General features: G+C 69.5%; 15 protein-coding genes and 1 pseudogene. 11 read left to right on the forward strand and 5 right to left on the reverse strand.

Going from position 1 to position 20178, the window contains the following annotated elements; all coding sequences use genetic code 11:
• Positions 1–297: 297 nt before the first annotated feature.
• From AB5J50_RS19010 to AB5J50_RS19025, 4 genes and pseudogenes are all read right to left on the reverse strand, one after another.
• A pseudogene (locus AB5J50_RS19010) lies at positions 298–801 on the reverse strand (cation transporter); the annotation flags it as partial.
• A gap of 296 nt (positions 802–1097) precedes the next feature.
• A complete protein-coding gene (gene tesB / locus AB5J50_RS19015; RefSeq protein ID WP_327428905.1) occupies positions 1098–1970 on the reverse strand; it encodes an acyl-CoA thioesterase II in 873 nt (290 codons plus the stop codon).
• Positions 1971–2004: 34 nt separating this feature from the next.
• Positions 2005–3162, reverse strand: a complete 1158-nt coding sequence (locus tag AB5J50_RS19020; RefSeq protein WP_369259589.1) for an acyl-CoA dehydrogenase family protein — start codon at positions 3160–3162, stop codon at positions 2005–2007.
• A 102-nt stretch (positions 3163–3264) separates the two neighbouring features.
• Complete coding sequence (locus tag AB5J50_RS19025; RefSeq protein ID WP_327428907.1) at positions 3265–3855, reverse strand: TetR/AcrR family transcriptional regulator; 591 nt, start codon at positions 3853–3855, stop codon at positions 3265–3267.
• Between the two features lie 86 nt (positions 3856–3941).
• Here AB5J50_RS19025 and AB5J50_RS19030 point away from each other — a divergent pair, with 86 nt between their 5' ends.
• The 5 genes from AB5J50_RS19030 (at position 3942) to AB5J50_RS19050 (ending at position 12184) form a co-directional block, all read left to right on the forward strand.
• Positions 3942–5558, forward strand: a complete 1617-nt coding sequence (locus AB5J50_RS19030) for a carboxyl transferase domain-containing protein (RefSeq protein WP_369259591.1) — start codon at positions 3942–3944, stop codon at positions 5556–5558.
• Positions 5559–5571: 13 nt separating this feature from the next.
• Complete coding sequence (locus AB5J50_RS19035) at positions 5572–7614, forward strand: acetyl-CoA carboxylase biotin carboxylase subunit (RefSeq protein ID WP_369259593.1); 2043 nt, start codon at positions 5572–5574, stop codon at positions 7612–7614.
• The gene (locus AB5J50_RS19040) at positions 7611–8552 is read left to right on the forward strand and encodes a hydroxymethylglutaryl-CoA lyase (RefSeq protein WP_369259595.1); all 942 of its coding nucleotides are present in this window, start codon (positions 7611–7613) and stop codon (positions 8550–8552) included. The genes AB5J50_RS19035 and AB5J50_RS19040 overlap by 4 nt, the downstream gene beginning before the upstream one ends.
• 11 nt (positions 8553–8563) lie before the next feature.
• A complete protein-coding gene (locus AB5J50_RS19045) occupies positions 8564–9724 on the forward strand; it encodes an acyl-CoA dehydrogenase family protein (protein ID WP_369265441.1) in 1161 nt (386 codons plus the stop codon).
• A 729-nt stretch (positions 9725–10453) separates the two neighbouring features.
• Positions 10454–12184, forward strand: coding sequence for a tannase/feruloyl esterase family alpha/beta hydrolase (locus AB5J50_RS19050; RefSeq protein ID WP_369259597.1), 1731 nt, complete (start codon positions 10454–10456; stop codon positions 12182–12184).
• A 94-nt stretch (positions 12185–12278) separates the two neighbouring features.
• On the opposite strand, the gene AB5J50_RS19055 is transcribed toward AB5J50_RS19050, so the two are convergent.
• Entirely contained in the window at positions 12279–12707 is a 429-nt protein-coding gene (locus tag AB5J50_RS19055; protein WP_369259599.1) for a hypothetical protein, read from the reverse strand.
• Positions 12708–12957: 250 nt separating this feature from the next.
• Between AB5J50_RS19055 and AB5J50_RS19060 the strand changes: the two genes are divergently transcribed.
• From AB5J50_RS19060 to AB5J50_RS19085, 6 genes are all read left to right on the forward strand, one after another.
• The gene (locus AB5J50_RS19060; protein WP_369259601.1) at positions 12958–14010 is read left to right on the forward strand and encodes an ABC transporter substrate-binding protein; all 1053 of its coding nucleotides are present in this window, start codon (positions 12958–12960) and stop codon (positions 14008–14010) included.
• 43 nt (positions 14011–14053) lie between these two features.
• A complete protein-coding gene (locus tag AB5J50_RS19065; protein WP_369259603.1) occupies positions 14054–14899 on the forward strand; it encodes a siderophore-interacting protein in 846 nt (281 codons plus the stop codon).
• Positions 14900–15071: 172 nt separating this feature from the next.
• Positions 15072–16514: a lysine decarboxylase DesA gene (gene desA, locus AB5J50_RS19070; protein WP_369259605.1), complete on the forward strand. Its 1443-nt coding sequence runs from the start codon at positions 15072–15074 to the stop codon at positions 16512–16514.
• Positions 16498–17775: a lysine N(6)-hydroxylase/L-ornithine N(5)-oxygenase family protein gene (locus AB5J50_RS19075; protein WP_369259607.1), complete on the forward strand. Its 1278-nt coding sequence runs from the start codon at positions 16498–16500 to the stop codon at positions 17773–17775. The genes desA and AB5J50_RS19075 overlap by 17 nt, the downstream gene beginning before the upstream one ends.
• The gene (locus tag AB5J50_RS19080) at positions 17772–18317 is read left to right on the forward strand and encodes a GNAT family N-acetyltransferase (protein ID WP_369259609.1); all 546 of its coding nucleotides are present in this window, start codon (positions 17772–17774) and stop codon (positions 18315–18317) included. Before AB5J50_RS19075 ends, AB5J50_RS19080 begins: the two co-directional genes overlap by 4 nt.
• A complete protein-coding gene (locus AB5J50_RS19085; protein ID WP_369259611.1) occupies positions 18314–20083 on the forward strand; it encodes an IucA/IucC family siderophore biosynthesis protein in 1770 nt (589 codons plus the stop codon). The genes AB5J50_RS19080 and AB5J50_RS19085 overlap by 4 nt, the downstream gene beginning before the upstream one ends.
• The last annotated feature ends 95 nt before the right edge of the window (positions 20084–20178 follow it).

Consider the following 20178-nt stretch of genomic DNA (forward strand, 5'->3'; position numbering starts at 1 on the left):
CGCCCCCGCCGCCCCTACCCGTCCCATCCCTGGGGGCTGCGCCCCCAGACCCCCCTAAAAGATTGCGCCGTTCCCCGCGCCCCTGAAGAGAGTCGGCTGCGGGACGGTGGGGGCTGGGCGCGCAGTTCCCCGCGCCCCTTAAAAGAACCCGGGGCGGGCCGACGGTTGTTCAGGGGCGCGGGGCTGTGACATTTGCGGCTCCGCCGCGGGGCGCGAGCAACCCCCACCCACCCGCATCCGACACACAACCGAACGGGGCCGAAGGGGCGGAGCCCCGGTCCCCCACAAGCGGACCACTCACGGCCAGGGATTGAGCCCCTCCTCCCGGCGCTGGGAGTAACCCGGCGTCGGATCCAGATACACCCGGCTCACCGCGGGAAACACCTCCCGCAAGCGCTGCTCGGCCTGTTCGCAGGCCCACTCGATCTGCGCGGCGGTCGAGACGTCACGGAAGTCGATCTTGGCCGCGACCAGGGCCTCCCGCGGCCCCTGGACCAGGGTCGTCAGCTCCAGTACGGCCTCCACGTGCTCCACGGCCAGCAGCTCCGCGTTGGAGCGGCCCAGCACCCAGGCGACGTACAGCAGGAGCGCGCCGATGCAGAGCGACGCGATGCCGTCCCAGACACTGGAGCCGGTGAGCTGGCCGCCCAGCAGGCCGCCGGCGGCGAACAGCAGGCCCACCAGCGCGGCCGAGTCCTCCATGACGACGGCCTTCACTGCGGTGTCGGGGGTGTGCCGGAGGTAGCGCTTGAAGGGCGCCCCCACGCGCTCCGCCTCCCCGCGCGCCTGTTGGACGTCCGTGGTCGGCGAAGACGCCGCCGAGAAAGTCAGGGCGGCGAACATCGCCGAGCAGCGCCCAGATTTGGCGCCCTCCCCGTTCCAACGTAACGGAGATTCTGGTCCGCGCCGACTAGCGGCGCCACCGCGGGTTCCTGCTTCATGGGCGTCAGCCAGCCCCCGAGAGCCGTCACCGAACAAGACGACCGTTGCGTGCCACCACGTCCGCCAGACATGCTTCCGCCACATTCACTCGGAAGTGACCCAACAGGAACAAGTACTCCGAATCGCCCACTGTCGCTACGGTCAGCCTGCGCAGCTCACCTAGGCACCCGGACCACACCCTCCTGGATCACCGAAATGGCCAGCCGCCCGTCCTGCGTGTAGATGCGTGCCTGGCCTAGGCCCCGGCCGCCCGAGGCCGAGGGCGACTCCTGGTCGTACAGCAGCCATTCGTCGGCGCGGAACGGGCGGTGGAACCACATCGCGTGGTCGAGGGAGGCCCCTACGACGTCGCCGGTCACCCATCCGCCGCGGCCGTGCGCGAGCAGGATGGAGTCGAGGAGCGTCATGTCGGAGACGTAGGTGGCGAGGACGACATGGAGGAGAGGGTCGTCCGCGAGTTTGCCGTTGGTGCGGAACCACACCTGGGAGCGCGGCTCGCGGACCTCGCCGACCGTGCCGTACGGCGGCGCGTCGACGTAGCGCAGGTCGACGGACTCGCGGGCCTCCAGGAGGCGCTCCACGACGAGCGGGTCGGAGATGACGTCGGCGTACAGCGGCAGCAGTTCGGCGGCCGTGGGCAGGGTCTCCGGGTCGGGCGCGGGCGGCATCTCGGCCTGGTGCTCCATGCCCTCCTCGTACGCCTGGAAGGACGCGGAGAGGTGGAAGATCGGCTGGCCGTGCTGGACCGCGACCACCCGGCGCGTGGTGAAGGAACGGCCGTCGCGGATGCGGTCCACGGAGTACACGATGGGCGCGCCGGGGTCCCCCGCACGCAGGAAGTACGCGTGCAGGGAGTGGGCGAGACGGTCCTCGGGGACCGTGCGCCCCGCGGCGACCAGTGCCTGCGCCGCCACCTGTCCGCCGAAGACTCGGGGGACGACGGCGGAGCGGGACTGGCCGCGGAAGATGTCCTGCTCGATCCGCTCGAGGTCGAGCAGATCGAGCAGCGACTGAAGTGCCTGACTCATAGGTCAGTTGTACCGTGAACTTTTTTCGCGGACCTTACAGGCCCATGTCCTTGGCGATGATCGACTTCATGATCTCGCTGGTGCCGCCGTAGATGCGGTTGACGCGGTTGTCCGCGTACAGGCGGGCGATCGGGTACTCGTTCATGAAGCCGTAGCCGCCGTGCAGCTGGAGGCAGCGGTCGATGACGCGGTGCGCGACCTCGGTGCAGAACAGCTTGGCGCTGGCGGCCTCGGCGGGGGTCAGCTCGCCCGCGTCGAGGGCCTCCAGGGCGCGGTCGACGACGGCCTCGGCCGCGTCCACCTCGGCCTGGCAGGCGGCCAGCTCGAACTTGGTGTTCTGGAAGGAGGCGACGGCCTTGCCGAAGACGGTGCGCTCCTGGACGTACTCCTTGGCGAACCGAACCGCGGCCTTGGCCTGGGCGTAGGCGCCGAAGGCTATGCCCCAGCGCTCGGAGGCGAGGTTGTGGCCGAGGTAGTAGAAGCCCTTGTTCTCCTCGCCGAGGAGGTCCTCGACGGGCACCTTGACGTCGACGAACGCGAGCTCGGCGGTGTCGGAGGTCTTCAGGCCGAGCTTGTCCAGCTTGCGGCCGATGGAGTAGCCCTCGGACTTGGTGTCCACGGCGAAGAGGGAGATGCCGAAGCGGCGGTCCTCGGCCGTCGGCGCGGAGGTGCGGGCGCAGACGATGACCTTGTCGGCGTGCACGCCGCCCGTGATGAAGGTCTTGGAGCCGTTGAGGACGTAGTGCGTGCCGTCCTCGGAGAGCTTCGCGGTGGTCTTCATGCCCGCGAGGTCGGAGCCGGTGCCCGGCTCGGTCATCGCGAGGGCCCACATCTCCTCGCCGGAGACGAACTTCGGCAGGTAGCGCTTCTTCTGCTCGTCGGTGGCGAGCATCTTGATGTACGGCAGGCCGAGCAGCACGTGCACACCGGAGCCGCCGAACTGGACGCCCGCGCGCGCGGTCTCCTCGTACATGACGGCTTCGAACTTGTACGAGTCGATGCCGGCGCCGCCGAACTCCTCGTCGACACGGATGCCGAAGATGCCGAGCTCGGCGAGCTTGTAGTAGAAGTCGCGCGGCGCCTGGCCCGCGGCGAACCACTCGTCGTAGACGGGAACGACCTCGGCCTCGATGAAGGCCCGGAGGGTCTCCCGGAACGCCTCGTGGTCCTCGTTGAACACAGTACGGCGCACCGCCGCCACCTCCACCTGGGAATTCTGTCTAAGCGCTTGCTCAGATAGCAGGTTACCGGGCAGTCACGACGGTCGTCCAGAGCAACCACCCCGAGACGCTCGTCACGCCCGCGCCGCCTCGAAGGCCCCACGAGCCATCCGGTGCAGCAGCGCGGCGGTGCCCGCCCGGCCCGGCAGCGCGCCGGGGCGGCCCAGGTGCGGCGTGGAGTTCAGCAGACCGAAGACGGAGTGCACGGCGGAGCGCGCGGTGGGCTCCGTCAGCCCCGGATAGACCTCGCGCACGACCTCCACCCACAGCTCGACGTACTGCCGCTGGAGCTGCCGTACGAGCTTGCGGTCGCTGTCCCGGAGGCGGTCCAGCTCGCGGTCGTGCAGGGTGATCAGGGGGCGGTCGTCGAGCGCGAAGTCGATGTGGCCCTCGATGAGCGAGTCGAGGAGCGCCTCGGGGTTCCCGTCGGTCTCCGCCACCCGGCGCTTGCCCCCCGTGAGCAGCTGACCGCTGATCCCCACCAGCAGCTCCGCGAGCATCGCGTCCTTGCCGGCGAAGTGCCGGTAGAGGCCGGGACCGCTGATGCCGACGGCCGCTCCTATCTCATCCACGCCGACGCCATGGAAGCCGCGCTCGGCGAAGAGCCGCGCGGCCTCTTTGAGGATCTGCTCGCGGCGGGTGGGGGCGTCGGTTCTCGTGGCCATGGAAGCAATTCTAGACAGGGAGGTTAGCGGTCGTTAACCTGAAGGAAACGCGTTAACGCTCATTAACAAGATGAGGGGACCGCAGGATGCACGAGGCACCGGAGCTGACGAGCGCGGCAGACCCCGCGTCGGAGGCCTGGCGGGCCAACGAGGCGGCACATCGCGCGCTGGGCGAGGAGCTGCGCCAGAAGCTGGCGGCGGCCCGGCTCGGCGGCGGTGAGAAGGCCCGCGCCCGGCACACCGCGCGCGGGAAGCTGCTGCCCCGCGACCGCGTGGACACCCTCCTCGACCCCGGCTCGCCCTTCCTGGAGCTGGCTCCCCTCGCCGCCGACGGGATGTACGAAGGGCAGGCCCCGGCGGCGGGCGTCATCGCCGGGATCGGCAGGGTCAGCGGACGCGAGTGCGTGATCGTCGCCAATGACGCCACCGTCAAGGGCGGCACGTACTACCCGATGACGGTGAAGAAGCACCTGCGGGCACAAGAGGTGGCACTCGAGAACCGCCTCCCCTGTGTCTATCTCGTCGACTCCGGAGGCGCCTTCCTGCCCATGCAGGACGAGGTCTTCCCCGACCGCGAGCACTTCGGGCGGATCTTCTACAACCAGGCGCGGATGTCGGGGGCCGGGATCCCGCAGATCGCCGCCGTCCTCGGGTCCTGCACGGCCGGCGGCGCGTACGTCCCGGCGATGAGCGACGAGGCCGTGATCGTGCGCAATCAGGGCACGATCTTCCTCGGCGGCCCGCCCCTGGTGAAGGCCGCCACCGGCGAGGTCGTCACGGCGGAGGAGCTGGGCGGAGGCGAGGTCCACGCGCGCGTGTCGGGCGTCACCGACCACCTGGCCGAGGACGACGCGCACGCGCTGCGGATCGTACGGAACATCGCCGCCACGCTCCCCGCGCGCGGGCCGCTGCCCTGGGCCGTCGAGCCTTCCGTCGAGCCCAAGGTGGACCCGTACGGGCTGTACGGGGCGGTGCCGGTCGACTCCCGCACCCCCTACGACGTACGCGAGGTCATCGCGCGCGTGGCCGACGGTTCGCGCTTCGCCGAGTTCAAGGCGGAGTTCGGGCAGACCCTGGTCACCGGCTTCGCCCGGATCCACGGGCACCCGGTCGGGATAGTCGCCAACAACGGCATCCTGTTCTCCGAGTCCGCCCAGAAGGGCGCCCACTTCATCGAGCTGTGCGACCAGCGCGGCATCCCGCTGGTGTTCCTGCAGAACATCTCCGGGTTCATGGTGGGCAGGCAGTACGAGGCCGGGGGCATCGCCAAGCACGGCGCCAAGATGGTCACGGCCGTCGCCTGCACGCGCGTGCCCAAGCTGACGGTGGTGGTCGGCGGCTCGTACGGCGCGGGCAACTACTCGATGTGCGGCCGGGCGTACTCGCCGCGCTTCCTGTGGATGTGGCCCAACGCCAAGATCTCCGTGATGGGCGGCGAGCAGGCCGCGTCGGTCCTCGCGACCGTCAAGCGCGACCAGCTGGAGGGGCGCGGCGAGTCCTGGCCGGCCGAGGCGGAAGAGGACTTCAAGACCCCGATCCGCCAGCAGTACGAGCGCCAGGGAAACGCCTACTACGCGACGGCCCGGCTCTGGGACGACGGTGTGATCGACCCGATGGAGACCCGGCAGGTGCTGGGCCTCGCCTTGACCGCCTGCGCCAACGCGCCCCTGGGTGACCCCCAGTTCGGCGTCTTCCGGATGTAAGGGACCTCTGACCATGTTCGACACCGTTCTTGTGGCCAACCGGGGCGAGATCGCGGTCCGGGTCATCCGTACGCTGCGGGCCCTCGGCGTGCGCTCCGTGGCCGTCTTCTCGGACGCCGACGCCGACGCCCGGCATGTGCGCGAGGCGGACACGGCGGTACGGATCGGTCCGGCACCGGCGGCCGAGAGCTATCTGTCGGTGGAGCGGCTCCTGGAGGCGGCGGCGCGGACGGGCGCACAGGCCGTGCACCCGGGCTACGGCTTCCTCGCGGAGAACGCCGCCTTCGCGCGCGCGTGCGCCGAGGCCGGGCTCGTCTTCATCGGTCCGCCCGCCTCCGCCATCGACCTCATGGGCGACAAGATCCGCGCCAAGGAGACCGTGAAGGCGGCCGGGGTGCCGGTCGTACCCGGCTCCTCCGGCAGCGGGCTCACGGACGCCCAACTGGCCGACGCCGCCCACGAGATCGGCGTGCCGGTGCTGCTGAAGCCCTCGGCGGGCGGCGGCGGCAAGGGCATGCGCCTGGTGCGGGACACGGAGAAGCTGGCCGAGGAGATCGCCGCCGCCCGCCGCGAGGCCCGCGCCTCCTTCGGCGACGACACCCTCCTCGTAGAGCGCTGGGTCGACCGCCCCCGGCACATCGAGATCCAGGTCCTCGCGGACGGCCACGGCAATGTCGTGCACCTCGGGGAGCGCGAGTGCTCCCTCCAGCGGCGCCACCAGAAGATCATCGAGGAGGCACCGAGCGTGCTCCTCGACGCCGGCACCCGCGCCGCGATGGGCGAGGCCGCGGTACAGGCAGCCCGCTCCTGCGGCTATCAGGGCGCGGGCACGGTGGAGTTCATCGTGCCCGGCGGCGACCCCTCCTCGTACTTCTTCATGGAGATGAACACCCGCCTCCAGGTGGAACACCCGGTCACCGAGCTCATCACCGGACTCGACCTCGTGGAGTGGCAGCTCCGGGTCGCCGCGGGCGAGCAACTGCCGTACGAGCAGAAGGACATCACGCTCACGGGCCACGCGGTGGAGGCACGCATCTGCGCCGAGGACCCGGCCCGCGGCTTCCTCCCCTCCGGGGGCACGGTGCTGGCACTGCACGAGCCCGACGGCCCCGGCGTGCGCACCGACTCGGGGCTGAGCGAGGGCACAGAGGTCGGTTCGCTCTACGACCCGATGCTGTCCAAGGTCATCGCGTACGGCCCGGATCGCCCGACCGCACTGCGCAAGCTCCGGGCGGCCCTCGCCGAGACGGTCACGCTGGGGGTGCAGACGAACGCGGGGTTCCTGCGGCGGCTGCTGGCCCATCCGGCGGTAGTGGCGGGCGAGTTGGACACAGGGCTGGTGGAGCGGGAGGCCGAGGGGCTGGTCTCGGGCGAGGTCCCCGAGGAGGTGTACGCGGCGGCGGCACTGCTGCGGCACGAGGCTCTCTCCCCCGACACCCCCCGGGGGCTTCGCCCCGGGACCCCCGAGTGGGTGGACCCCTTCGCCGTGCCCAGCGGCTGGCGCCTCGGCGGCACGCCTGCCTGGACGGCGCACCACCTCCAGGTGCCGGGCCACGACCCCGTGACCGTCCGCGTGCGCGGCACGGCGGACGGCGGCGTCGAGGTCCTGCTCGACGACGAGAAGCCACCCCTCCGGGGGGCCGGGCCCCTCACCCCGCTCCGGGAAGGGGCGACCGCATCACGGTTCACCTTCCGGCTCGACGGCGTCACCCACACCTTCGCCGCCCTGCCGTCAGGCACCTGGCTGGGCCGCGACGGCGACGCCTGGCACGTGCGCGACCACGACCCCGTGGCCGAGTCGCTCACCGGCGCCGGCCACGCGGGGGCGGACTCTCTCACCGCCCCCATGCCCGGCACGGTGACCGTCGTGAAGGTCGCCGTTGGTGACGAAGTGACCGCCGGTCAGAGCCTGTTGGTCGTCGAGGCGATGAAGATGGAGCACGTCATCTCCGCGCCGCACGCCGGGACCGTCAGCGAGCTGGACGTCACCCCGGGCACGACGGTCGCCATGGACCAGGTGCTGGCCGTCATCGCACCGCACGAGGAGGCGGAATGACCGTTCAAGGGCTGCCCATGGTCGTACCGGCCCAGGATCTCCCCGCGCGGGTGCGGATCTACGAGGTCGGCGCGCGCGATGGTTTGCAGAACGAGAAGGCGACCGTGCCCACCGAGGTCAAGGCGGAGTTCATCCGGCGCCTCGCCGACGCGGGCCTGACCACCATCGAGGCCACCAGCTTCGTCCACCCGAAGTGGGTGCCCCAACTCGCGGACGCCGAGCAGCTGTTGCCGCTCGTGAGCGACCTGCCTGGCGTCCATCTGCCGGTCCTCGTGCCGAACGAACGCGGGCTGGACCGAGCCCTCACGCTCGGCGCGCGGCACATCGCCGTCTTCGCCAGCGCCACCGAGTCCTTCGCGAAGGCCAACCTCAACCGGACGGTCGACGAGTCGCTCGCCATGTTCGAGCCGGTGGTGCAGAAGGCACGTGCGGAGAAGGTCCACGTCCGCAGCTATATCTCCATGTGCTTCGGCGATCCCTGGGAGGGCGCGGTCCCCATCCACCAGGTCGTCCGCGTCTGCAAGTCCCTGATGGACATGGGCTGCGACGAGCTGAGCCTCGGCGACACCATCGGCGTCGCGACGCCCGGCCACGTCCAGAGCCTCCTCGCCGAGCTCAACGAGGAGGGCGTGCCGACCAGCGCGCTCGGCGTGCACTTCCACGACACGTACGGCCAGGCGCTCGCCAACACCCTGGCCGCGCTCCAGCACGGCGTGACCACCGTCGACGCCTCGGCGGGCGGCCTCGGCGGCTGCCCGTACGCGAAGTCCGCGACCGGCAATCTCGCCACCGAAGACCTCGTATGGATGCTCCAGGGCCTCGGTATCGACACCGGGGTAGACCTCGGCCGCCTCACCGCCACCAGCGTGTGGATGGCCGGACAACTGGGCCGACCCAGCCCGTCCCGCACCGTCAAAGCCCTCTCCCACCAGGAGTGATCCGCATGTCCCTGGACCACCGTCTCTCCCCCGAACTCGAAGAACTCCGGCGTACGGTCGAGGAGTTCGCGCACGACGTCGTGGCGCCGAAGATCGGCGACTTCTACGAGCGGCACGAGTTCCCGTACGAGATCGTGCGGGAGATGGGCCGCATGGGCCTGTTCGGGCTGCCGTTCCCGGAGGAGTACGGCGGCATGGGCGGCGACTATCTCGCCCTCGGCATCGCCCTGGAGGAGCTGGCCCGGGTCGACTCGTCGGTCGCCATCACCCTGGAGGCCGGGGTCTCGCTCGGCGCCATGCCGATCCACCTGTTCGGCACCGACGCCCAGAAGGCCGAGTGGCTCCCCCGGCTCTGTTCCGGCGAGATCCTCGGCGCGTTCGGGCTGACCGAGCCGGACGGCGGCTCGGACGCGGGCGCGACCCGTACGACGGCGCGGCTCGACCCCGAGACGAACGAGTGGGTGATCAACGGCAGCAAGTGCTTCATCACCAACTCCGGTACGGACATCACCGGGTTGGTGACGGTCACCGCGGTCACGGGCCGCAAGCCCGACGGCAAGCCGCTGATCTCCGCCATCATCGTGCCGTCCGGAACGCCCGGCTTCACGGTCGCCGCCCCCTACTCGAAGGTCGGCTGGAACGCGTCGGACACCCGTGAGCTGTCCTTCTCCGACGTACGCGTACCGGCCGCGAACCTGCTCGGCGAGGAGGGCCGCGGATACGCGCAGTTCCTGCGGATCCTGGACGAGGGCCGGATCGCCATCTCCGCCCTCGCCACCGGGCTCGCTCAGGGCTGCGTCGACGAGTCGGTGAAGTACGCCAAGGAGCGGCACGCGTTCGGGCGGAACATCGGCGCGTACCAGGCCATCCAGTTCAAGATCGCCGACATGGAGATGAAGGCGCACATGGCCCGCGTCGGCTGGCGTGACGCCGCGTCCCGCCTGGTCGCCGGAGAGCCCTTCAAGAAGGAGGCGGCGATCGCCAAGCTCTACTCCTCCACCATCGCCGTCGACAACGCCCGTGACGCCACGCAGATCCACGGCGGCTACGGCTTCATGAACGAGTACCCGGTGGCCCGTATGTGGCGCGACTCCAAGATCCTGGAGATCGGCGAGGGTACGAGCGAGGTGCAGCGGATGCTGATCGCACGGGAGCTGGGGCTGACCGGCTGAGCGATCGGAAGGGCGCGTGGGGGTAGTGCGTCGGCCGCGGGCCGGTGGGGGCTGGTCGCGCCCACGCGGCGGAGCCGCATATCGACACAGCCCCGCGCCCCTGAAGGCGCGGGGCTGCGCCCCGCGATCCCCCGGGCTCGCTTGACGGCTGGGCGGCGGGGCGCGGTGAACTGCCCGACCAGCCCCCACTCACCCGCAGTCGACACACAACCCCCACCCCATTCCCCCGGGCCCCCACGCCCCCACGCCCCCACATGGCCGAAAATCCCCGACAACATCGTCAACAATCTCGTTGACAGGTCTTGTGCGCGCGTAAACGGCGGACTAGGTTCCTCGCCGTACCGCCACTGCAGAGCCGGAGTCGCGGAAGGAGGCCGAACCCCCTGAGCCGCAGTCGCGCACAGGCCCCTGCACGGGCGCCGGTGCGAGGACGGGGTCCGCACAGCGGCCCCCTCTGCCCAGATCTCCGGCATCTCGCCCCCTCCCCCCAGTCACCCGCCTGACCGCTGTCGCGACCCGATCCGCGCGGCCCCACCGTGGCATCGCCCCTGGCCTGCCGACGGTCGCGTCCGCGTGCTCACCGGCACACCGGCGAACGCGTTTCGCCCGGTCGGGCCTGACCGGTCCACGAGGGCACCTGCACTGGTCCGTATCCCCGAGCCGACGATCGAACGGAGACCGAGCATGTCCAAGCTGTTGAGATGGTGTCGGTGGCAATCAGCCACGTTCATGGCCACCCTCGCCGCCTCCCTCGCGGTGGTGACCGGCGCGAGCGTGGCCCTCGCGGGCGCCACGACCGGCAGCGCGGCGGCCTCCACCTCGAACTCGGTCAACGCCACCACGGCCAGCTCCACGACCTCCGGCATCACCCCGGCCATCTCCTGCGCCGACATCGCGTCCAAGGACCTGGCCGCCGCCGTCCCCGGGGTGCCTTTCGAGATCAGCTCCGCCACCGAGCTGGCCGCGAGCGCCAACACGCTCGGCAACTGGGCCGCCTGTGACGTGAAGGGCGTGATCGCCCCGCAGATCCACTTCGAGATCAAGCTGCCCCAGAGCGGCTGGCAGGCCAACTACCTCCAGGTCGGCTGCGGCGGGCTCTGCGGCAACACGAACGTGACCAGCGCCCCGGCCTCCGCCGGCTGTGTCCCGCTGACCAGCGGCGCCTTCGCGGTCGCCTCCAGCGACGAGGGCCACTACCAGGGCGGCGGGCTCTTCTCCACCGACCCGACGCTGCGCGCCGACTTCGGCTACAAGTCCGACCACCTGCTCGTCCAGGCGGCCAAGGCGATCATCAAGACGTACTACGGTCAGGCCCCGGACCACTCGTACTTCGACGGCTGCTCGCAGGGTGGCCACCAGGCCCTGACCGAGGCCCAGCGCTACCCGACCGACTTCGACGGCATCATCGCCGGCGCCCCGGCCAACAACTTCACCGCGCTGAACACCTTCTCGCACGCCTGGACCGCACAGTCCGTCTACCTCAACGGCGGCCCGGCCACCATCACCAACGCCGACCTCGCGGACCTCCACAAGGCCGTGCTCAAGGGCTGTGACGCACCCGCGGACGGCATCATCGCCGACCCGCCGGCCTGTGACTGGGACCCCGCGAGCATCCAGTGCAAGACCGGCCAGACCTCCACGGCCGACGACTACTGCCTGACCGCCGACCAGGTCACCACCCTGCGCCGGATCTACGCCGGCCCGACCGACGAGAACGGCCGGCTGCTGTACCCGGGTTACCAGCTGCGCGGCTCCGAGCTGAACTGGGCCGGGATCATCACGCCCGCCACGGCCACCGCCAACTCCGGTGACATCAGCTTCGTCCGCGAGACCCTGCGCTACCAGATCTTCGACAGCCCGCAGCCGGCCCTGACGTACAAGGACGTCAAGTTCACCGCGGCCTACTACAAGAAGGTCATGCAGCCCAACGAGGGCATGTACGACGCCACGGACCCCGACCTGTCGGCGTTCAAGAAGGCCGGCGGCAAGCTGGTCCTCTGGCACGGCCTGGGCGACCAGCACATCCCGGCGGTCGGCACCATGGCGTACTACAAGGCCGTGGAGAAGGTCATGGGCGGCGAGACGGCGACCAAGAGCTTCGCGCGGCTGTTCCTGCTCCCGGGTGTCGCGCACTGCGGCGGCGGCCAGGGCCCGAACACCTTCGACGCGCTGACCGCGATGACCGACTGGGTCACCAAGGGCGAGGCCCCGGGCAGCCTGACGACCACCTCGGTCGACAGCACCGGCAAGGTCACCTCCACCCGCCCGGTCTACCCGTTCCCGTACTACGCCAAGAACACCACGGGCGGCTCGGCGGACGACGCGAGCAGTTACACCGCCGTCAAGTCCACCGCCGAGGCGAACCTGAAGCTGGACTGGCTGGGTTCCTTCCGCTCGGGCTACGAGACGGTCGGCAACTGGGTCGGCGGCAAGTGGGTGGTGAGCAAGGGCAAGGCCTGATCGGCCAGGGACACATCGACCGGTCCGCACCACTGCGGGTGCGGACCGGCACTCCGGCGGTCCGGCGTGCCGCCGCAGACCGCCCGCCGGGCCGTCAGGTCTGGTCGGAGCGCAGCCAGTCCCTGCAGTAGTTCAGCTCGGTGCTGCCCTCGAAGGTGGCGACCTCGATGCCGACGTCGTACATGCCGGCGGAGTAGGTGGCCGTGCTGCTCAAGGTCAGACTCTTGTCGTACCCGTCGTAGTTGTGGTGCCACGGCCAGGGGGTGACCACCCCGCCGCCGTCGTTCTTGGCGATCAGGCGGATGGCCACGTGGTGGCCGTCCGCCTTGGCGTCGTACACGGACAGGATGACGTCGAGGCTCGTCGCACCGCTGCCCCAGCCGTTGATCGTGCCGGCACCCGACGCCGACGACGTGTCGCAGTACAGCGTGTACGAAGTCGCCGACGCCGGCCCGGCCGACATCCCCACCGTCAGCGCCGCCCCCGCGACCGCGACCGCGAGCCCCTTCTTGTATCTGCCCATGATTCCCTCCCGATGTTCAATGATCCGTCAACTCGACCTGGGACCGAGCGTGTTGATCGGAACACTAAGGAGAGAAGCGGGTGATCCACAACGGATATGGATCATCACTCGCAGGTGACACATGCCATGCCCGCAACATATTGATCACCTCGGCGCATCCCGCCCCCTGGACAGGAGATGAGGTTAGGCTAACCTATCTTCGAACTTGTCCGGCGGGCGTTCCTGCCCCGTGCCGAAAGCAGTCACACTCATGTCCAACGCCCGTGCCACCCACCTCACTCGTCGCGGCATCCTCGCTGCGGGCGGCGCCCTCGGCCTCGGTGCCGTCCTCGCCGCCTGTGGCGACGACGACGGTACGAAAAGCGGTGGCTCGGACTCGACGAAGGCCGCCGACGCCAAGTCCGGTCCCTGGACGTTCAAGGACGACCGCGGCACCACGGTGAAGCTCGACAAGATCCCGGCGAACATCGTCGCGTTCACCGGTGTCGCCGCCGCGCTCTTCGACTACGGCATCGAGGTCAAGGGCGTCTTCGGTCCGACCAAGACCAAGGACGGCGAGGCCGATGTCCAGGCCGGCGACATGGACATCAGCAAGCTGACGATCCTCGGCAACGAGTGGGGCCAGTTCAACATCGAGAAGTACGCGGCCCTCGCGCCCGACGTGCTGATCTCCACGATGTTCGACGCCGCGGGCACCCTCTGGTACGTCCCCGAGGAGTCCAAGGCCAAGATCGTCAAGCTCGCCCCGACCGTCGGCATCTCCGTCTACGACCGCCAGATGCCCCAGTCGCTGGAGCGCATGTACGCGCTCGCCGAGTCGCTGGGCGCCGACGTGAAGTCCGCCAAGATCGTCGAGGCGAAGAAGAAGTTCGAGACGGCCGCCGAGCGGCTGCGCAAGGCCGCCAAGGCCCGCCCGGAGATCAAGGTGCTCGCCGGTTCCGCGAGCCAGGACATCTTCTACGTCTCCGGCTCCAACCTCTCCATCGACCTGGAGTACTTCAAGGCGCTCGGCGTGAACATCATCGAGCCCTCCGCCAAGGCCCTGAAGGCCAGCGGCGGTTGGTTCGAGAACCTGAGCTGGGAGAACGTCGACAAGTACCCGGCCGACATCATCATCATGGACGACCGCAGCGCGACCATCCAGCCGGCCGACATCACCGAGGCCACCTGGAAGAAGCTGCCCGCCGTCAAGGCCGGCCAGGTCATCGCCCGCTCCCCCGAGCCGATCGTGTCGTACGACAAGTGCACCCCGCTCCTCGACAACCTCGCCGAGGCGATCGAGAACGCCAAGAAGGTCGCCTGACATCCCCCTGCCGTGAATCCCTGACGACAACTCAGGAGCACTCATGACGACGGCCGTAGCCGCCCCGTTCCGTTTCTTCTCCCTCCAGGTCGTACGGACGAGGCGGCTCGGCCCGTCTCTGGTCCGGGTGACCTTCGCGGGCTCCGACCTCCAGGCCTTCCACTCGAACGGCCGCGACCAGAGCCTCTCCCTCTTCCTGCCGCACCCCGGCCAGACCGAGCCGGCCATCCCCTACGAACTGGGCGACGGCTGGTGGCAGGGCTGGCGTGAACTCCCCGACGGCGTACGGGCGGTGATGCGCTCGTACACCCTGCGCGCGCTGCGCCGCGACCCCGACGAGATCGACATCGACTTCGCGCTGCACGGCGTGGAGCCGGGGGCGGCGACGCCCGCGGGGCCCGCGTCCGCGTGGGCGTCCCGGGCGGCCGCGGGCGACCGTGTCGTGCTGCTCGGCCCGGCGATCGAGGACAACCGGGCGATCCGCTTCCGCCCGCCCGAGGACACCGACCTGATCGTCATCTGGGGCGACGAGACAGCCGTCCCCGCCGCCTCGGCCATCCTCGAATCCCTGCCGGCGAGCGCCCGCGTCCGCGCCTGGCTGGAGGTCCATCACGCCGGTGACATCCAGGACTTGGCGACCGAGGCCGACGCCGAGATCACGTGGCTCGTACGGAGCGACGGTTCCCCCATGGCCGTCGATGCCGTGCGGGCCGCCCACCTTCCGCCCGCCGAAGCGCCGTACGCCTGGATCGCGGGCGAGTCCGGCCAGGTGAGGGAGTTGCGCCGCCATCTCGTACGCGAGCGCGGTATCGACCGCCGGAGGGTCACCTTCGTGGGCTACTGGCGGCGCGGGCTCAGCGAGGAGCAACTGCGGGAGCAGGGCGAGTAGTTCGAAGGTCTGCGGCGCCTCTCGGCAGTTCAAACAGAGGCGTACGTCACTGAAGACACAGGTGGGGCGGGGTCGCACGATCGAGTTAGGTTAGGCTAACCTAAGTTGAACGTCGCGACCCCGCCCTTCTCCTGTCCCGCTCGGACTCTCCCCCCGCACGGAGGACCCCCACATGCGCTCGCACCTGCTCAATGACACCACCGCGGACCGGTACCGCCGTTCCGTGACGGAAGGAGTCGAGCGGGTGGCGGCCAAACTCGCCACCACCGACCGTCCGTTCACCGGCGTCACGGTCGACGCCCTCGCCCCCCGCATCGAGCAGATCGACCTGGACCAGCCGCTGCACGACACCACGGCGGTCCTCGACGAGCTGGAAGAGGTCTACCTCCGGGACGCGATCTACTTCCACCACCCGCGCTACCTCGCCCACCTCAACTGCCCGGTCGTCATCCCGGCCGTGCTCGGCGAGGCCGTCCTCTCCGCCGTCAACTCCTCGCTGGACACCTGGGACCAGTCGGCCGGCGGCACGCTCATCGAGCGCAAGCTCATCGACTGGACCAACGAGCGGATCGGCCTCGGCCCGGCCGCCGACGGCGTGTTCACCTCCGGCGGCTCGCAGTCCAACCTCCAGGCGCTGCTGCTGGCCCGCGAGGAGGCGAAGTCCAACGACCTCGCCAAACTGCGTATCTTCGCCTCCGAGGTCAGCCACTTCAGCGTCAAGAAGTCGGCCAAACTCCTCGGCCTGAGCGCGGACTCCGTCGTCTCGATCCCCGTCGACCACGACAAGCGCATGCAGACGGTCGCCCTCGCCCATGAGCTGGACCGCTGCAAGCGCGACGGCCTCGTCCCCATGGCCGCCGTCGCGACCGCCGGCACCACCGACTTCGGCTCCATCGACCCGCTGCCCGAAATCGCGGAGCTGTGCGCCCAGTTCGGCACCTGGATGCACGTGGACGCGGCCTACGGCTGTGGACTGCTCACCTCACTGAAGAACCGGGACCGCATCGACGGCATCGAGCGCGCCGACTCCGTCACCGTCGACTACCACAAGTCCTTCTTCCAGCCGGTGAGTTCGTCCGCCGTGCTGGTCCGGGACGCCTCGACCCTGCGCCACGCGACCTACCACGCGGAGTACCTGAACCCCCGCCGTATGGTCCAGGAGCGCATCCCCAACCAGGTCGACAAGTCCCTGCAGACCACCCGCCGCTTCGACGCGCTCAAGCTGTGGATGACGCTGCGCGTGATGGGCGCCGACGGCATCGGTGAACTCTTCGACGAGGTCTGCGACCTGGCGGAGGAGGGCTGGAAGGTCCTCGCGGCCGACCCCCGTTACGACGTCGTCGTACAGCCGTCGCTGTCCACCCTCGTGTTCCGCTACATCCCGGCGGCCGTCACCGACCCGTCCGAGATGGACCGCGCCAACCTGTACGCCCGCAAGGCCATTTTCGCCTCCGGCGACGCCGTCGTGGCGGGCACCAAGGTCGGCGGTCGCCACTACCTGAAGTTCACGTTGCTCAACCCCGAGACCACGGTGGACGACATCACCGCCGTACTCGATCTGATCGCCGGCCACGCCGAGCAGTACCTGGGAGAATCCCTTGACCGCGCTTCCTGAATCCAGCAGCCACGTCCACGACTTCGTGGGGATCGGCCTCGGCCCGTTCAACCTGGGCCTCGCCTGCCTCACCGAGCCGATCGTCGAACTGGACGGTGTCTTCCTGGAGTCCAAGCCGGACTTCGAGTGGCACTCCGGGATGTTCCTGGAGGGCGCCCACCTCCAGACCCCGTTCATGTCGGACCTGGTCACCCTCGCCGACCCGACGTCCCCGTACTCCTTCCTCAACTACCTGAAGGAATCGGGCCGTCTGTACTCGTTCTACATCCGCGAGAACTTCTACCCGCTGCGGGTCGAGTACGACGACTACTGCCGCTGGGCCGCGTCGAAACTCAGCAGCGTCCGGTTCAGCACGACGGTCGCGGAAGTGACGTACGAGAACGAGGTGTACGTCGTACGGACGGAAGCCGGTGACGTGTACCGCGCCCGGCACCTGGTCCTCGGCACCGGCACCCCGCCGTACATCCCGGAGGCCTGCGCGGAGCTCGGCGGCGACTTCATCCACAACTCCCGCTATATGAAGCACAAGCAGGAGTTGCAGGGTAAAGAGTCGATCACCCTGGTCGGCAGCGGGCAGTCCGCCGCCGAGATCTACTACGACCTGCTCGGCGAGATCGACGTCCACGGCTACCGGCTGAACTGGGTCACCCGCTCCCCGCGCTTCTTCCCGCTGGAGTACACCAAACTCACGCTGGAGATGACCTCCCCGGAGTACATCGACTACTTCCACGCGCTGCCCGAGCCGACCCGCTACCGCCTCCAGTCGGAGCAGAAGGGCCTGTTCAAGGGCATCGACGGCGAGCTGATCGACGCGATCTTCGACCTGCTCTACCAGAAGAACCTCGGCGGCCCGGTCCCCACCCGGCTGCTCACCAACTCCTCCCTGAACAGCGTGCGTCACGAGAGCGGCACGTACACCCTGGGCCTGCGCCAGGAGGAGCAGGGCAAGGACTACGAGCTGCGCTCCGAGGGCCTGATCCTCGCCACCGGATACAAGTACGCCGAGCCCGAGTTCCTCAAGCCCGTCCGCGACCGGCTGCGCTACGACACGCACGGCAACTTCGACGTGGCCCGCAACTACGCCATCGACACGACGGGGCGCGGGGTCTTCCTGCAGAACGCGGGCGTCCACACCCACTCGATCACCTCGCCGGACCTCGGCATGGGCGCGTACCGCAACGCGTCCATCATCCGTGAGCTGCTCGGCACCGAGTACTACCCCGTCGAGAAGTCGATCGCGTTCCAGGAGTTCGCCGCATGAGCACGACCACCGACATAGGCACCTTCACCGTCCGCCCGCTCGACCCGACCGAGGACGCCGAGCTGCTGCATGGCTGGGTGACGCACCCCAAGGCCGCCTTCTGGATGATGCAGGAGGCGAAACTGCACGACGTGGAGCGCGAGTACATGGCCATCGCGGCCAGCGAGTACCACGACGCGTTCCTCGGGCTGCGCGACGGCGAACCCGCGTTCCTGATGGAGCGCTACGACCCGGCGCACGTCGAACTCGCCGGCCTGTACGAGCCGGAGCCCGGCGACGTCGGCATGCACTTCCTGGTCGCGCCGAGCGACACGCCCGTGCACGGCTTCACCCGGGCCGTGATCACCGCCGTGATGGAGCACCTGTTCGCCGACCCGGCGACCGCGCGGGTCGTCGTCGAACCCGACGTCCGCAACACGGCGGTGCACGCCCTCAACGAGGCCGTCGGCTTCGTACCCGAGCGGGAGATCCAGAAGCCGGAGAAGCGGGCGCTGCTGAGCTTCTGTACCCGCGCGCAGTTCCGGAAGGCGGTGGCCGCATGAGCCTCATCGACACCGTGGCCCACCTCTCCCCCGAGCGCTGGGCTCGCGCGGGCCGCCTCCTCGTCCGCAAGGCGCTCGCCGAGTTCGCCCACGAGCGGCTGATCACGCCGACGAGTCTCCCGGACGGCCGTTACGAGGTCCGCGGCGACGACGGTCTGACCCGCTACCGCTTCACCGCCGTGGTGCGCTCCCTCGACCACTGGCAGATCGACGCCGAGTCGATCACCCGGCACCGCGACGGCACCGAACTCCCGCTCGCCGCCCTGGACTTCTTCATCGAGCTGAAGAAGTCGCTCGGCCTGAGCGACGAGGTCCTGCCGGTCTACCTGGAGGAGATCTCCTCCACCCTCTCGGGCACCTGCTTCAAGCTCACCAAGCCGCAGATCCCGGTCGCCGAACTCGTCCGAAGCGGCTTCCAGGCCATCGAGACCGGGATGACCGAGGGCCACCCCTGCTTCGTCGCCAACAACGGGCGGCTCGGCTTCGGAGTGCACGAGTACCTCTCGTACGCTCCCGAGACCGCGAGCCCGATCCGCCTGGTGTGGCTGGCCGCGCACCGCTCGCGGGCGGCCTTCACTGCGGGTGTGGGCATCGAGTACGAGTCGTTCGTGCGTGAGGAGCTGGGCCGGGAGACGGTCGAGCGGTTCGCGGCGACGCTGAAGGACCAGGGCCTGGACCCCGAGGAGTACCTCCTCATCCCCGTCCACCCCTGGCAGTGGTGGAACAAGCTCTCCGTGACCTTCGCGGCCGAGGTCGCCCAGCGCCACCTGGTCTGCCTCGGCGAGGGCGACGACGAGTACCTGGCCCAGCAGTCGATCCGGACGTTCTTCAACAGGAGCGCGCCCGAGAAGCACTACGTGAAGACCGCCCTGTCGGTCCTCAACATGGGCTTCATGCGCGGTCTTTCCGCCGCCTACATGGAGGCGACCCCGGCGATCAACGACTGGCTGGCCCAACTCGTGGAGAACGACCCGGTGCTGAAGTCCACCGGCCTGTCGGTCATCCGCGAGCGCGCCGCCGTCGGCTACCGCCACCTGGAGTACGAGGCCGCCACGGACCGCTACTCGCCGTACCGGAAAATGCTCGCCGCCCTGTGGCGCGAGAGCCCGGTGTCCTCGCTCCAGGAGGGCGAGACCCTGGCGACCATGGCGTCCCTCGTGCACGTCGACCACGAGGGCGCGTCGTTCGCGGGCGCGCTGATCGAGCAGTCGGGGCTGACCCCGGTGGAGTGGCTGCGCGGCTATCTGCGCGCCTACTTCACTCCGCTGCTGCACAGCTTCTACGCGTACGACCTCGTCTACATGCCGCACGGCGAGAACGTCATCCTGGTCCTCAAGGACGGCGCCGTACAGCGCGCGATCTACAAGGACATCGCCGAGGAGATCGCGGTCATGGACCCGCAGGCGGTGCTGCCGCCCACGGTCGAGCGGATCAGGGTCGAAGTCCCCGAGGACAAGAAACTGCTGTCCATCTTCACGGACGTCTTCGACTGCTTCTTCCGCTTCCTGGCCGCCAATCTGGCGAGCGAGGGCATCCTCGACGAGGACGACTTCTGGCGGACGGTCGCCGAGTCGGTGCGCGCGTACCAGGACGCGACGCCCGAACTCGCCGACAAATTCCAGCAGTACGACATGTTCGCGCCGGAGTTCGCGCTGTCCTGCCTCAACCGCCTCCAGCTGCGCAACAACCAGCAGATGGTGGACCTCGCCGACCCGTCGGGAGCCCTCCAGCTCGTGGGCACGCTGAAGAACCCGATCGCGGTCTGATCCGCACAGACTGTCCGGGCCCGGGGGACGGTCCCCCCGGGCCCGGACCCATGTGCCGCACAGCTCGCCGAGCACCCCAACCACCCGGTCTCCGC

Source organism: Streptomyces sp. R35 (genome assembly GCF_041053035.1).
Classification (GTDB): Bacteria; Actinomycetota; Actinomycetes; order Streptomycetales; family Streptomycetaceae; genus Streptomyces; species Streptomyces lutosisoli.